This is a genomic window from Methylocystis bryophila (assembly GCF_027925445.1).
GTDB classification, from domain to species: Bacteria; Pseudomonadota; Alphaproteobacteria; order Rhizobiales; family Beijerinckiaceae; genus Methylocystis; species Methylocystis bryophila.
Genome location: NZ_AP027149.1, coordinates 3431422 through 3446167, shown reverse-complemented (window position 1 = coordinate 3446167; position 14746 = coordinate 3431422). Strand labels below are relative to the sequence as shown.

At 65.3% G+C, this 14746-nt stretch carries 13 protein-coding genes; 9 read left to right on the top strand and 4 right to left on the bottom strand.

Annotation, left to right across the window (positions count from 1 at the left end):
• Positions 1–30: 30 nt before the first annotated feature.
• Complete coding sequence (gluQRS, locus tag QMG80_RS15905; RefSeq protein WP_085770076.1) at positions 31–948, bottom strand: tRNA glutamyl-Q(34) synthetase GluQRS; 918 nt, start codon at positions 946–948, stop codon at positions 31–33.
• 138 nt (positions 949–1086) lie between these two features.
• Here gluQRS and QMG80_RS15900 point away from each other — a divergent pair, with 138 nt between their 5' ends.
• From QMG80_RS15900 to QMG80_RS15890, 3 genes are all read left to right on the top strand, one after another.
• Entirely contained in the window at positions 1087–1635 is a 549-nt protein-coding gene (locus tag QMG80_RS15900) for an RBBP9/YdeN family alpha/beta hydrolase (RefSeq protein ID WP_085770075.1), read from the top strand.
• Positions 1632–2735, top strand: a complete 1104-nt coding sequence (locus QMG80_RS15895) for an alpha/beta hydrolase domain-containing protein (RefSeq protein ID WP_085770074.1) — start codon at positions 1632–1634, stop codon at positions 2733–2735. Before QMG80_RS15900 ends, QMG80_RS15895 begins: the two co-directional genes overlap by 4 nt.
• A 116-nt stretch (positions 2736–2851) precedes the next feature.
• Positions 2852–3088, top strand: a complete 237-nt coding sequence (locus tag QMG80_RS15890) for a YlcI/YnfO family protein (RefSeq protein WP_158658546.1) — start codon at positions 2852–2854, stop codon at positions 3086–3088.
• A 7-nt stretch (positions 3089–3095) separates the two neighbouring features.
• Here QMG80_RS15890 and QMG80_RS15885 read toward each other — a convergent pair whose 3' ends face one another.
• Positions 3096–4334, bottom strand: a complete 1239-nt coding sequence (locus tag QMG80_RS15885; RefSeq protein WP_085770072.1) for an alpha/beta hydrolase — start codon at positions 4332–4334, stop codon at positions 3096–3098.
• A gap of 99 nt (positions 4335–4433) precedes the next feature.
• Positions 4434–5741 carry a UDP-glucose dehydrogenase family protein gene (locus tag QMG80_RS15880; RefSeq protein WP_085770071.1) on the bottom strand — a complete coding sequence of 436 codons (1308 nt, stop codon included), beginning with the start codon at positions 5739–5741 and terminating at the stop codon, positions 4434–4436.
• Between the two features lie 404 nt (positions 5742–6145).
• On the opposite strand from QMG80_RS15880, the gene QMG80_RS15875 reads away from it, so the two are divergent.
• Positions 6146–6337 (top strand): hypothetical protein, encoded by a 192-nt coding sequence (locus tag QMG80_RS15875; protein WP_085770070.1) that lies wholly within the window; start codon positions 6146–6148, stop codon positions 6335–6337.
• A gap of 144 nt (positions 6338–6481) precedes the next feature.
• On the top strand, positions 6482–7801 hold the full coding sequence (locus QMG80_RS15870; protein WP_085770069.1) for a transposase: 1320 nt from the start codon (positions 6482–6484) through the stop codon (positions 7799–7801).
• Positions 7802–8077: 276 nt separating this feature from the next.
• Here the strand turns inward: QMG80_RS15870 and QMG80_RS15865 are convergent, their stop codons facing one another.
• On the bottom strand, positions 8078–10360 hold the full coding sequence (locus QMG80_RS15865; protein ID WP_085770068.1) for an NADP-dependent malic enzyme: 2283 nt from the start codon (positions 10358–10360) through the stop codon (positions 8078–8080).
• Between the two features lie 315 nt (positions 10361–10675).
• Between QMG80_RS15865 and QMG80_RS15860 the strand changes: the two genes are divergently transcribed.
• The 4 genes from QMG80_RS15860 to QMG80_RS15845 all read left to right on the top strand — a co-directional run bounded on the left by QMG80_RS15860 (position 10676) and on the right by QMG80_RS15845 (position 14659).
• On the top strand, positions 10676–11164 hold the full coding sequence (locus QMG80_RS15860; RefSeq protein WP_085770067.1) for a hypothetical protein: 489 nt from the start codon (positions 10676–10678) through the stop codon (positions 11162–11164).
• A gap of 1 nt (position 11165) precedes the next feature.
• Positions 11166–12062, top strand: coding sequence for a thermonuclease family protein (locus QMG80_RS15855; RefSeq protein WP_085770066.1), 897 nt, complete (start codon positions 11166–11168; stop codon positions 12060–12062).
• 76 nt (positions 12063–12138) lie between these two features.
• On the top strand, positions 12139–13662 hold the full coding sequence (locus QMG80_RS15850; protein WP_245300024.1) for a M48 family metalloprotease: 1524 nt from the start codon (positions 12139–12141) through the stop codon (positions 13660–13662).
• A 130-nt stretch (positions 13663–13792) separates the two neighbouring features.
• Positions 13793–14659 (top strand): RNA polymerase factor sigma-32, encoded by an 867-nt coding sequence (locus QMG80_RS15845; protein ID WP_085770064.1) that lies wholly within the window; start codon positions 13793–13795, stop codon positions 14657–14659.
• Positions 14660–14746: the final 87 nt, after the last annotated feature.

The window sequence follows — 14746 nt, the reverse complement described above, 5'->3', positions numbered from 1 at the left end:
GTGTGGCGTCGCAGCGGCGTTAGATCACGTCTAGCCGCTTCCCTCTGTGGTGGATCGGCGGACGTCGCGCGCTGGCCTTGCCGCCTCCCGCACGGCCGCGGCGCTCATCCCTTCTGCGCGCAAGTCGCGCAGCGTCTTGCTGCTCTTGCTCTTCGAGAGTTTTTCGCCTTCAGCGCAAAGCAGAAGGGCGTGATGCCGATAGCTCGGCGCGGGCAGGCCGAGCAGGCCTTGCAACAGGCGATGCAGCCCCGTCGCGGGCAGCAGATCCGCGCCGCGCACGACGTTGGTCACGCCCTGCAGCGCATCATCCACGACGACCGCGAGATGATAGCTCGTCGGCGTGTCCTTGCGGGCGAGCACGACGTCTCCCCAGCGCTCGGGATGCGCTGGGATATCGCCGCGCCGGTGCTCGCGCCAGGAAAGCGCCCCCGCCTCGGCGCCCAGGACGTTCATCGCCTTCGCCATGTCGAGCCGCAGCGCGACGCCGCCGGCCTTTAGGATCTCGCGCAAGCTTTCGCGCCTATTGCCGCGGCAAGTCCCGGGATAGAGCGGCGCGCCGTCCGGATCGCGCAGCGGATCGGGTCCGGCGGCTTTCGCGATCTCGCTTCGCGTGCAGGCGCAAGGGTAGACGAGACCCATCGCGTCGAGCCGCTCCAGCGCCGCGGCGTAATCGGCGAAATGCTCGGATTGGCGGCGCACGGGCCGCTCCCAGTCGAGCCCGAGCCAAGCGAGGTCTTCATAAATCGCGGCTTCGTAATCCGGCCTTGCACGCGCCAGATCGATGTCCTCGGTGCGCAGGAGGAAGCGTCCGCCACACGTGCGCGCGAGCTCGAAATTCAACAGCGCCGAATAGGCATGGCCAAGATGCAGGAATCCGTTCGGCGAGGGCGCGAAGCGGAAGACGCGCGGCTCTGAAGCGAGATTCGCTTGATCTTGCGTCCCCTTCATTGCTGTGGTCCCGACACTGACGCCGACGCCGCTTTTAGTCCTCCACGAAGCCTCGCGCAAAAGCTTGCGTTAAATCGACGCTTGCCTCGCGCTTTGCGCTAAAGCAGAATCCTCATCTCGACCTAAACGGGGTCCCTCATGCGCGCTTCCGAGGCCGATATTCTGATCGTTCCGGGATGGGACGATTCTCCGCCCGATCATTGGCAGAGCCGTTGGCAGCAGAAGCTCTCGAGCGCGCGCCGGATCGAGCAGCGCGACTTCAGCCGGCCGGTCCTCGCCGAATGGCGCCCCGCGATCGAGCGGGCCGTTGAGGAATGCGCGCGTCCTGTCGTGATCGTCGCCCATTCGCTGGGGGTGCTTGCGACGCTCCACGCGGCGGGGCGCGTCGGCGAAAAGATCGGCGGCGCTTTTCTCGTTGCGCCGCCTTCCGACCGCGCGATACGCGAAACGCCGCAAATAGACGAAAACTTTCTGCCTTACCCGCGTCAACGGCTCCCTTTCAAAGCCGCGCTCGTCGGCAGCGAGGACGACCCCTTCGCCGATCCGGGTTTCGCGCGCGAGCTGGCGGAAGCGATCGGGGCGAAATATCTCGACGCCGGCGCCTCGGGTCACATTAATGTCGCGAGCGGCCACGGCCCCTGGCCCGAGGGCTCGATGGCCTTCGCGCATTTTCTGGCGGAACTGTGAGGCGCGCCAGCCTTTGCGTCGCGGCGCTCGCCTTGGCTGTCTCCTGCCGGAGCTCGGCGCAGACGCAGGCGCCATACGGCCCGCCGCCGCCGCCGCTGCCCGACGGTTACGCGCGCGCGCTTGTTGGAGAGGGCCCGTCGCGCTTCGTTTTCTGGCGACCCCTGAAGCGCGCGCGGACGCTGCTGATCCTCGCAGAGGACGAGCCGGCGTCATTGCAAGTCGATCGCCGCGACCTCTTGGAGATTGCGCGCGCGCGCAACATGAGCGTGCTTTTTCTAGGGCCTGAGCCGCAGCCGGACGCCTTGCGCAAGGCGCTCAAAGGGGCGGGGCAGGGGAAGAGGATCGGCGTCGCGCGCGGCGCAGCCGTCGAGGCGTTCTCGGACGCCGCGCAGGAAAAGCTTTTCGACGCGCTGCTTCTCGAGGACGCGGCCGCGCCGGCCTTCGGCGCAGACGGACCCTTCGTCGTCGAGCTTTACGGTTCCGACGCCTTTTGGCGCGCCGCGCCGCGTCACGAGCCGTCGCTCGCAGGGCCGCGCCGGCGCCATTTCTTTCTCGCCGGCGCGGTGCTCGGGCCTTCGGGCGAAGAGCCATGCGCCGCGCCGGTCAATCGCCGCACGAGCGAGCCTGCGCGGCGGGCGCTGCTTGTCGCGCTTGACGACTATCTTTCCGGCGGCCCGGCGCCGCCTGCCTCGCGCGAAGCCGAGCTCGCGCCCGCGAAAAGCTTGGCTTGGCCGAAAATCCCAGGTCTTCCTGCGCCTCCCGCCAATGATCGGCTTGCGCCCAAGATCGACGTCGACGGCAATGAGACGTCGGGACTGCGACTTCCCGATCAGGCCTTGCCCATCGCCACTTTCACGGGCTGGAACGCGTCGAGGGAGCGGACTGGTTGCGCGGCCGGGGCCGAATATGTTTTTCCATCGACCCGCGCCGCGCGCGACGCCTCAGGAGACCCACGTCAGTCGCTCGTCGAGCGTTATGGCGCGCGCAGCTATTTTGTCGCGGCGCTGCGTTCGGTCGCCAATAAGCTCGTCAAGGATCGCCTGTTGCTTTCGCAAGACGCCGACGCTTATGTTGCGGCCGGCAAAGAAGCGCCTTTCTAAACATGCCGCCAGAACGCGCGAAGCGTTTTCGGATGAGAACGGGCTCAGCCAATGAGACGCCGAGCGCGTCCCACGCGAAAGCTTCCCTAGCGGCGCCGAGGAGCGAAGACCAAAGAATGAAACCCAAAATCGCCGCCTATGCGCTCCGACTTCCCCTTCCGCTGAAGGAGCAGGCCGAACGACTAGCCGCGGGGCAGGGCTCGAGCCTCAATCAGTTCATCGTCACCGCGGTCGCCGAGAAAGTGTCGAGTCTCGGCGGCGCGGGCGCAGCTTCGGGACAGCGTCTGGGCGCCGCAGCGGGAGCCAGCGGCATGGGCGTCGAGGATGACGACGTCTCGCGGGGAGGCGTCTGAGCGCTAGCTAGCGGCCGGTCAAGGCGCCCGCTCCCAGAGCGTCACCCAATCCCGCGCCGGCGCGACCGAGATTGTCGCCGAAATTGTCGCGCGACTCGGGGTCGGCAAGAACGAAGGGGGCTGCGACTGCGGCGCCGGCCGCCGCGCCGACGGCGCCGACCGCGCCGGTGGCGGCTTGTCCCACCCTCGCGCCGATTCCGGGAGCCTCAGCCAGCGATTGGCCGCCGGCAAGACGCACGCCGATCGCGCGCACGACGCCGGGAGCCGACGCAAAGGTCCCGTGGCGCAGCGGATCGTCCGAGCTGACGCCGGTGAGGTCGATCCACCGGATCTTGTCCTGCTCGAGCAGCTCGTTATAGGGCGAGGCCTCGGGGTTGATGGCGCCGAGCCGCGGCATGTCGCCCCAGACGCGCCTAGAGACGGCGAGCGCTCCGTCGTCACGGGCGACGAAGATATAGAAGCGCGAGGCGGCGGCCGAACCGATCTCGGCGATCTGGCGCTGGAAGACATCGAAATCGACGTCCGGCGCAGCGAGCATCACAGTGTTGATCTTTGCGGGCAGGCCTCGGTCGCGGATCGCCATCTGTCGCAGCGCTTCGATCGTGACCCAATTGCCCATGGAATGCGCAAGCACCGAAATCTCGCCGACGGACGGGTCCTGCGCCAGAGCTTGCAGGACTCGCTCCAGCGCGTCGCGCGAGAAGCTCGCGCTTTCGTGGTCGTAGCCATATTGAAGGAGCTTGCCGCGTGAAGGCCAGGTGAAGAGCACGGGCAGCGCGTCGGTATTGCTGTCATGAATAATTTGCGCGAAGCGATAGACCGCGTCCTCGAAGCGATTGTTGAAACCGTGCACGAAGACGAGAACCTGGCGCCGAGGCGTATGCGCGAGACGCCCGTTCAACTGCGCGAGCGCCGCTCCTTTGCTGAGCCGATCGGCTTTCAGCGTCACGAAGTCGCGCAAGGGATCGGCGGGCAGCGATTGCGGGAACTGCACGTCGCCGATCTGGCGCGCGCTATCCGGCGGGATCGAGATCGCAATGTCGGCGAAGCTGAGGCCCTCGCCGCGCTCGCCCGTGAACATTTCGCCCGGGGCGGCCCCTAGGTCGCTGCGGGTCGTGGCCACCAGCATGTCCACGCGACTTGTCCCCGGCGCCTGCGCGCCGGTGGGGGTCAACACCCCGTGGACGCGCCCGCAAGCAGCGAGCGCGAGAAGGCACAACAGGGCCGCGAGGGGACGTGTCTTCATGTGAGCCCTGTGTCAGGCCATTGCGTCGGAAGTAGGGAGCGCCGCAGCCATGCCTAACAGGGGGTCAATGGGAGGCGGTGAGAGCCGCCTCCCGCTGACTTAAGACCTTCCCACGCTCACATAGGTGAAGCCGCGCTTCCTCGCTTCCGCGGGTCGATAGACATTGCGCATGTCGACGATGATCGGGGACTTCATCAGCGTCTTGACGCGGTCGAGATCGAGCGCGCGGAAGGCGTCCCATTCGGTGACGATCGCCAGCGCGTCCGCTCCCTCGATCGCGCCATAGGCGTCGTCATGGAAGCTCACTTCAGGCATGAGCGGGCGCGCCTGCTCCATGCTTTCGGGATCATAGGCGTGCACGCTCGCGCCGTCGCCCACGAGCGAGGCGACGATGGAGATGGAGGGCGCGTCGCGCATGTCGTCGGTGTTGGGCTTGAAGGCGAGACCCAAAAGCGCAATGCGCTTGCCGCGCACGGAGCCGCCCAGCGCCTGCATGATCTTACGCGCCATCAAGCGCTTCCTCGCGTCGTTGACGGCGACGACGGTCTCGACGATGCGCAGCGGCGCGCCTTCGTCCTGGCCGGTTTTCAAGAGAGCCAGCGTGTCCTTGGGGAAGCAGGAGCCGCCATAGCCAGGCCCCGCGTGCAGAAACTTCGGGCCGATGCGCTTGTCGAGCCCGATGCCGCGCGCGACGTCCTGCACGTCCGCGCCCACCTTCTCGCAAAGATCGGCGATCTCGTTGATGAAGGTGATCTTCGTCGCCAAGAACGCATTGGCCGCATATTTGGTGAGCTCGGAGGTGCGACGACCGACAAAAAAGAGCGGCGGCGCATTGAGGCTCAAGGGCCGATAGATTTCCTCCATCACCTCTCGCGCACGCGCATCTTCGGTTCCGATGACCACGCGGTCGGGACGCTTGAAGTCCTCGATCGCCGCGCCCTCGCGCAGGAATTCCGGATTGGAGACGACAGCGAAGTCGGCGTCGGGCCTGATCTCGCGGATGATGCGCTCCACCTCGTCGCCGGTGCCGACGGGCACGGTCGATTTCGTCACGACGACGGTGAATTTTTCGCCCAGAGCCTCGCCGATCGTCTTGGCGGCGGCGAAGACATAAGAAAGGTCCGCATGGCCGTCGCCGCGCCGGGACGGGGTGCCGACGCCGATGAAGACGGCGTCGGCCCCTTTGACGGCCGGCGCCAGCTCGGTCGTGAAGGAGAGGCGGCCCTGGCGGGCGTTGGTCGCGACGAGCTCGTCGAGGCCGGGCTCATAGATCGGGATCTCTCCGCGGTTCAGGCGATCGATCTTGCCCGCGTCCGTGTCGACGCAGGTTACGACATGGCCGAAATCCGCAAAGCAGGCGCCCGAAACCAGGCCGACATAGCCCGAACCGATCATCGTTATGTGCATGTGGGAGAATCTTTCCTTTGATCCTATGAACGCCGGCGCCGCACCTTGTCCTGCGCAGCAATTTCATCTTCGGCCGGGTTCGTGAGCCGAGGCGATTGAGCGCCGCCTCTCCTTTCCCCGCGCGCCTGTGACAGTGTCATGACGGGGTGGCGACCCCGTTCGCGGATCGTGGGCCGAAACCCCGACCTTCCGCGGCCAGCGCCCCCGAGCACGCAGGGCTGAGCCTTATCCCGGCTTCATAAAAGGACCGTCTCCGGCGAGCAAGCCGATGGCCCAGCGGACGTCCGGACGCTTTTGGCGAGATCGCGGGTCAAACGGCAAAGAATCGCCTACCCCTCAGGGTGGATTTCTGCGATCCTGCAATTAGCAGCAATTTCGAGGAGGCCGACTTCTGGAGAGACGCCATGAGTGGGAAAGAAACGCCTCTGGTCAAGGAAATGAACCTGACCCTTCGCCCGACTCTCGTGCTGTGCACGCTCGGAGGCGGCATTATGGGCGCGATCCTGGCCCTGTGGGGCACAGACAATTATCAGATCGTCGCCGCGACGGCTTTCGTCTTCGCCGTGCTCACCGGCTTGTTCTCGACGTTCATCTGAACGCGGCAAAAGCGCTGGTCGAGGCGGCCAGGTCGCCCGGTAAATCGGCACTGCCTTCGCCCTCATCCTGAGAGGCTGTGACTTTTTCGATTGCTGACGCCCACAACTCGTGATTCGCTGGATTCCTTCCAGGGAGCATGAGTCGTGGGCGAGCTTTTTGATGATCTTCCCGTTGTTGATGCGTGCGCGGCGAAAACAACAGGCCGCGCCCGGCTTCGGGAGCCGGTGCGCGATCAGGTGAGCTTACAGGTTTGCGACCTCGACGCCTTGATTGACGAGGATCATCCGGCGCGGATCATCTGGGCATATGCCGCGAAGGTCGATCTTTCCGTCCTCGAAGCGGATGTGAAATCGCGCGAGGGCGCGCCGGGCATGCCGCAAACCTCGCTGCATCTTTTGCTGGCGCTGTGGCTTTATGCGACCGCGCGGGGCGTCGGCAGCGCGCGGGCGCTGGCGCAATTGTGCGAGTGCGCCGTCGCCTTTCGCTGGCTGTGCGGCGGCGTGAGCGTCAATCATCGGCTTCTGTCGGAGTTTCGCAGCCAGCGCGGCGATCTGATCGGCCGGCTGCTGGCCGAGCATGTGGCCAGCCTTTCGGTGGCCGGCGTGATCAGTCTCGGCGAAATCGCGCAGGACGGCGTGCGTTTGCGCGCGAACGCCGGAGCCGCCTCTTTCCGCCGCCGCAAGACGCTGGAAAGTGAATTGGCGAAGGCCAAGGCGCTGGTGGAGCGCCTGTCCAAGGACGAAGACGACGATCCCGGCGCTTCGGGCAAGCGCCAAAAGGCTGCGCGCGAACGGGCCGCGCGCGAGCGGCAGGCGAAGGTGGAAGCGGCGTTGGCGGCGCTTTGCGAAGCCGAAAAGCTGCGCGAGAAGCGGCAAAAGACCAACAAGAAGGAAACGGAGCGGCAAAAGGAGCCGCGCGCCTCCACCACCGATCCGCAGGCTCGGGTCCTGAAGATGGCCGATGGCGGCTTTCGCCCTGCTTATAATGTGCAGTTTACCAGCTTGCCCGAGACCGGCGTGATCGTATGTGTCTCGTGCGAAACGATCGGGTCGGATCGGGGCTTGGCCGAACCGATGGCGCAAAGGATCGAAACGACCTATGGGCGGCGCGCGAAGGTCTATCTGGTCGACGGCGGTTATCTGGCGGCGGAGGACATCGATGCGGCGGCGCGGGCCGGCACAGATTTTTATTGTCCGCCGCTCAAGTCGAAATCAGGGCGCGACCCCTATCTCGTCCGCCCGGGCGATACGCCTTCGGTGGCCGCGTGGCGCGAGCGCATGGCGAGCGACGAGGGCAAAAGAACCTATCGACGCCGTTCACGCTGCGAGCTTGTCCACGCCAAACTCCGCAACCTCGGTCTCGACCGCCCGTTGCTTCGCGGCAAGGAAAAAATCGAGACCTTGATGCGCTGGTTTAGCCTGGCGTCCAACATCCTGACCGAAGCGAGGCTGCAGACCGCCTAAGCGCATGCAAAAAACCAGAAAGCAGTGGCGCGCCGCAATAAAAAAGAAGCACGCCACCCCCCACATCTCACGCCGCTCACCCTCCTCGCAATTAAGTCACAGCCTCTGAGGAGGCTCCGCAGGAGCCGGCTCGAAGGATGTGGGTCTCCGAGTCATGCGAAAATCTGGGCTCGCCCACCCTTCGAGACGCCCGCTTCGCGGGCTCCTCCGGGTGAGGGCGGGGGGAATAAGACATTTACCAGATCGCCCTCTGTTACGCGCGCTCCCGACGCCCTCTCAGCCACCTACGCCAAAAGCCGCCAGCGCCGCCATATTGACGATCTCGCTCGCCGTTGTGCCGAGCTGCACGATCTGGATCGGCTTATCCAGCCCGACGACGAGCGGCCCGAGCACGGTCGCGCCGCCGAGTTCCTGCAGCATCTTGGTCGAGATCGCCGCCGAGTGAAAGGCCGGCATCACCAGAACATTCGCCGTGTCCTTCAGCCGGCAGAAGGGATAGGCGGCCATGAGCTGGCGGTTCAAGGCGATGTCGGCGCCCATCTCGCCGTCGTAAGCGAAGTCGACCTTGCGCTGATCGAGAATCTTCACGGCCTCATTGACGCGCGCCGTGCGCTCGCCGGGCGGATAGCCGAAGGTCGAGAAGGCGAGCATCGCGACGCGCGGTTCGAGGCCGATGCGCTTGGCGAGCCGCGCCGCTTCAATGGCGATTTCGGCCAAGTCCGACGCCTCGGGCATTTCGGTGATCGCCGTGTCGGCGACGACGACGACGCGACCGTTGGCGAGCACGAGCGAGGCGCCGATCAGGCGTCTGCCGGCTTTCGGATCGACGACGCGGCGCACGTCCTCGAGCGCGCTGGAGAAATTGCGCGTGACGCCGGTGACCATCGCATCCGCGTCGCCTTTGGCGACCATCGCGGCGGCGAAATGATTGCGGTCGTTGTTGATGAGCCGCTGACAGTCGCGAAAGAGATAGCCCTTGCGTTGCAGACGGGCGTATAGCAACTGCGCGTAATCGGCGTTGCGGGAGGAGAGCTTCGCGTTGTGGATCTCGAGCTTGTCGCCGAGCTCGAGGCCGGCGGCGGCGGCGGTTTCGACGACGCGATTCTCGCGCCCGACGAGAATGGCGCGCCCCAGGCCTTCATTGACGAAGGCAAGCGCGGCGCGGATCACTTGCTCCTCTTCGCCTTCTGCGAAGACGACGCGCTTGGGCTCGCTTCGGACGCGGTCGAAGATCGTCTGCATCAGCGCGGCGACGGGATCGCGGCGCGCCGAGAGTTCGCCGCGATAGGACTTCATGTCGACGATCGGCCGGCGCGCGACGCCCGAATCCATCGCCGCTTTCGCGACGGCCGGCGGCACGACCGAGATGAGTCGCGGATCGAATGGCGCGGGAATCAGATAGTCGCGGCCAAATCGCGGTCGCGCGCCGCGATAGGCGCTGGCGACCTCGTCCGGCACATCCTCTCGCGCGAGCTGCGCCAGGGCTTTGGTCGCGGCGATCTTCATCTCCATGTTGATCGTCTTGGCGCGCACGTCGAGCGCGCCGCGAAAGATGTAGGGAAAGCCCAAGACGTTGTTGATCTGGTTGGGGTAGTCCGAGCGCCCGGTCGCGACGATCGCGTCGGGACGCGCTTCGCGCGCCTCCTCGGGCGAAATTTCGGGGTCGGGATTGGCCATCGCGAAGACGATTGGGTCTTTGGCCATCCCGCGCAGCATGGCCGGCGTCAGCGCGCCCTTGACCGAAAGGCCGTAGAAGACGTCGGCGCCTTCGAGCGCCTCGGCGAGCGTGCGCGCCTTGGTTTCGACCGCATGCGCGCTCTTCCACTGATTCATGCCCTCGCTTCTGCCACGATAGACGACGCCTTTCGTATCGCAGAGCGTCACATGGGCGGGGTTGAAGCCGAGCGCCTTGGCGAGGTCGAGACAGGCGAGGCCCGCGGCGCCGGCGCCGTTGCAGACGAGGCGCGCCTCCTTGATGTCGCGTCCGGTGAGCGCCAGCGCATTGAGAAGTCCCGCCGCCGAGATGATCGCGGTGCCGTGCTGGTCGTCGTGGAAGACCGGAATGTCCATCACTTCGCGCAGCCGCTCCTCGATGATGAAACATTCCGGAGCCTTGATGTCCTCCAGATTGATGCCGCCGAAGGACGGGCCGAGATAGCGGACGGCGGCGATGAATTCCTCGATGTCGCGCGTGTCGACCTCGAGATCGATCGAATCAATGTCGGCGAAGCGCTTGAAGAGCGCGGCCTTGCCTTCCATGACAGGCTTGGCGGCGAGCGCGCCGAGATCGCCGAGTCCAAGGATCGCCGTGCCATTGGTAATGACGGCGACCATGTTGCCCTTGGCCGTGTAATCATAGGCGGTCGAGGGATCGCGGGCGATCGCCAGGACCGGCGCCGCGACGCCCGGCGAATAGGCGAGCGAGAGATCGCGTTGCGTCGCCATCGGCTTCGTCGCGACGATCTCGAGCTTGCCGGGGCGCCCGCGCGAATGGAAGAGCAGCGCCTCTTTGTCGGTGAAGACCGGGCGCTCATGCCCCGAGGGCTTCTTATCCGCCATGTGCGCGCGTCTCCTGATCCGAAGTGGTCGTCGCGGCCGGGTATAGGCGGCGCGCCGTCGCGCTGGCAAGGATGCGCTGACCCAATCCCATCGACGCGCCGCACGCGGAAGCGCCGCGCCCGAGGCAGTTTTCCGAATTTTTGCTGCAGTGCTCCGGCGCATGTGGGGACTGCAGACGGCGGGTCTTGAGGCGCTCACCGTGACGCCGGACGCATCTTTTTGCGCTTGTGCGAAATTGCATTCGCGGGCAGAGTCCCGCCGCGCTCTCTGGCCGGCGCGCCGCGCGACGGTCGACCAAGGGGCTTGGAGGAGATGATGAGTTCGACAGCGACCGGCCTGTTCCAACGTTTCTGGAATCTCAACTGGAAACTCAAGATTTTCGTTGTGTTGATCGCTCCTATTACGATTTTCGTGGTGGGCCTGCTGCTGCTCGACTCCTTCAACTATGCGGTGGGCGAGCGCACCGGCGTGATCTCGAAGCTCTCGCAGAAAGGTATCGCCTGCTGGACTTGGGAAGGGCAATTGGCGCAGCCGAACTTCGCGCGCTCGAGCGCGTTCGGCTCGGGGAGAAACTCGCCGGTCGACAACACCTTCGACTTTTCCGTGCCGGACCCCGAAGCGCGCAAGCAGCTCGAGAATATTCCCCCGGGAAGTTCCGTTGCGCTGCAATATAACCAGAAGCTCTTCGTGCTCGACCTCCCGCTGCCGCTCATGTGCCGGCGGCGCACGCAGTTCGAGATCACGGGCGTGCGGCTCGCGCCGGCGCTTTCGCCGGAACAGATCCCGGTCAGGCCGCCGGAGTAAGTTGGAGCATCCTCCGGCGCGCTCGGGAGTCGGCTCGACGAAGCGGCGGAGCGCGCCGAGAAAGCTCCGGGGCGCATTTCGCGTCCTCGCGTTCTCCGCCTTTCTCGGTTCGGGGGCGGCCCTTGCGCAGAGCCCGCCGAACGCCCCCGAGGCCGGCCCATGCTCGCTCGCTGCGGCGGAGCCCGCGACGATCGCCAGAATTTCGGACGACTTCGACTTCCACCTTGTCGACGGCCGCCGCACGATGCTCGCAGGGCTTGAATTCCCCACGGCGCAGGGCGTCACACGCGATGCGGCGCTCACGCGGCTGATCGCCTGGCTCGAGGGCGCGCAGGTCTTCGTCGAGCCCCTCGCGGCGGCTCCCGACCGCTGGGGACGGCTGCCCGTGCAGATGTCAGCAGCCTCGAGCGACGAGCCCGGCGCGCCGCTCGTTTCGGTGGGCGTCGTGATGATCGGCGAAGGCCTTGGGCGTTATCGTCCCGACCTCGCCGCCGCGTCTTGCGCCAAAGCCTATCTCGCGGCGGAGACCCTCCCCCGTGCGCGAAGAATCGGGGTCTGGGCCGACGATCCGGAGATCGACGAGTCCAAGGCTTCGGAAGCGACGTTTGCGGCGCTCGCCCAGAAGAAGGGCATGGCCGCGCTTTCTGGCAGGGTCGCTTCGGTCGGCGAGACGACGACGGCCTATTACTTGAATCTCGGGAAAAATCGGGGGCGCGACGCCACCGTCGTGATTTCCAGGAAGAATCTGCCTATATTCTTGGCCCAGGGATGGACTCCCCGCTCGCTGCTCGGACGACGCATTCGCGTGCGCGGCCTGATCGAAACGAATAGCGGACCGAGGATCGAAATTTCGAGCCCCGCGGAGATCGAGCTCCTTGGCGATGCGTTTGAGGATTGACGTTTCGCGGCTAGCGATTTGGCGGCGGCACTCTCCCTCGCCCTCGCTCGTTTCTAGGTGCAAGGGGCGGTTAAAGTTGCTGAAACTCTTCACGGCGCGGGTGGCTTCGCTGCTTCTGCTGAAAAACCACAAAAGCAGGAGTCGGGGCGCGCTTAAGCTCGATCCCTTCCTCGTCCTTCTCGCCACGCTGGCGCTTTCGGCTTGCGCGGAGCTGGAACGACAAGGACAGTTGTTTAAGCCGAACGTCACCGTCGCGCCGCCGGTCGCTGGCGCCAGTCGGGAGACGGTGCCGGTCGACGAGTTTGTCGAGCAGTTTGGCGGCGTCTATCGCGCGCCCGTCACGGAGGCCTATCTCAATCGCATCCTGCAGCGACTCGCCGCGGCGAGCGGCGGGGCGGGGCAAACCGCCTATAAGGTCACGATTCTGAACACCCCGGTTCCCAACGCCTATGCGTTGCCGTCCGGCAATCTTTACGTCACCCGGGGGCTTTTGGCGCTCGCCAATGACGCTTCGGAAGTCGCGGCGGTCATGGCGCATGAGATCGCCCATGTGACGGCGCGCCATCGCGCCTTGCGCGACGAGCGGCAGCGCGAGGCGGAGGTGATCACCAAGGCAGCCGAGGCCCTCAAGGCAGGGCAAAATCGCGAGGAAGCGCGAATCCGGCAGCGCCTCTCCTTCGCCAGCTTCTCGCGGAGCCAAGAATTCGAAGCCGATGCGATGGGCGTGAAGGTGATCGCCGCCGCGGGATTCGATCCTTATGGCGCCTCGCGCTTCCTCACCGCGCTTGGCCGCTCGACGGAGGAGCTCGCTGCGCTCAACGCCGATAGGCGGTCCTCCTATGCTTCGGATATTCTCTCGGAACATCCTTCCACGCCGGAACGGGTCGCTCGCGCCGTCGCGGCGGCGCGCGCGATCAGCGCTCCCGGTTCGGGCGAGCGCGACCGTGCGGGCTATCTCGTCGCGATAGATGGCGTGGCCTTCGGGGGCGATCCGGCGACCGGCTTCGTCCAAGGCGATCGCTACACCCATGGCGGGCTTCGCTTCACGCTCAAGGCGCCGGAGGGCTTCATGCTCAAAAATTCAGCCGCCTCGCTTCGCGGCGTGGGCGATCGCGACGATGAGGTTCTCTACCTCGACTGGGTCGATGCGCCGCCCGGCGACTCGGCCAAAAATTACCTCACCTCGGGCGGATGGATACAAGGTCTCTTGCGCTCCTCGGTCAAGGCCACGCAAATCAACGGGTTAAAAGCCGTCACGGCGAACGCCCGGGCCGGCGAATTCAACTTTCGCGTCGCGGTCTTCGAGCACAATGGCCGGTATTTCAGATTGCTCTTTGCGATGCACGCGCTGACCGAGGAAACGGAAAAGCGCTTCGACGCTTCGATTGCGTCCTTTCGGCCGCTCTCGGGAGAAGAGGTCGCCGCCTTGCGAAGCCCAAGGCTCGCCATCGTTGTCGCCGAGTCAGGCGATTCGCTCGACACCATGGCGCGACGCATGGCCACCGCCAATCCGCCGGGGGAATATTTCCGACTTATCAACGGGCTCGACAAGGACCAGCAGCTCAGCTTAGGCGAATATTACAAGATTGTAACTGAATGAATTTCTTGGCCGAGGCGGAACCAAAGGGAGAGCGACGGGGTTATGGCTTTCAGAATGGCTAAAATACGAAGTTGAAGCGTCGAGCGTCCTCGCAGCGATATTGCGGTGAGCCTCGGCTAGGGAGATGGCTATGGCTTATATGCCAGGAATCAGCCGCGAGCTCCTCAAGGCCGCCACGTCCGCCCCTTTTTTGGAGCGCGAGGAGGAACGCATTCTAGCCTTGGCTTGGCGCGACAGGCAGGATCAGCATGCTCTGCATCGCCTTACCGCGGCTCATATGCGGCTCGTGATCGCGATCGCAGCGCGGTTCCGCCACTATGGGCTCGCCGCGGCTGATCTGGTCCAGGAGGGCCATATCGGGCTTTTGGAGGCGGCCGCCCGCTTCGAGCCGGAGCGGGACGTGCGATTCTCCACCTACGCCACTTGGTGGATCAGGGCGTCAATCCAGGATTACGTGCTGCGAAACTGGTCGATCGTGCGCGGCGGGACGAGTTCCGCGCAGAAGGCTTTGTTTTTCAACCTGCGCCGATTGCGCGCGCGGCTTGCGCAGGGCAGCGGAGCGGCTCACTGCGCCGATCCGTTGCAAAGCATCGCCGACGCCTTGAAGCTTCCCCGCGCGGACGTCGAGCTGATGGATTCGCGCCTGGGCGGCGGCGACGCATCGCTCAATGCGCAGATGATCTCCGACGATGCGAATGCGACAGAGAGAATGGATTTTCTCGTCGACGACGGGCCTCTCCCGGACGAGATCGTCGAGGAAAGAGTGGATCAGGACCGACGCGCGCGCTGGCTGACCGACGCGCTCGCCGTGCTGAACGAGCGCGAGCTGCGAATTCTTCGCGAAAGGCGCTTGAACGATTCGGTCGTGACGTTGGAAGCGCTCGGCGAATCGCTGGGCATATCCAAGGAGCGCGTTCGCCAGATCGAGAATCGGGCCTTGGGCAAGTTGCGCCGCGCGCTTTCCGTTCATCAGGACGACGGTCCGCCCGTGGACTGAGCCGGGCTCGCCCGTTTCTGTAGAGCTTTGGATTGAATGAAAAAGCCCGGCGCGAGGCCGGGCTTTCTACTTTGAGGCTGTTGAAGC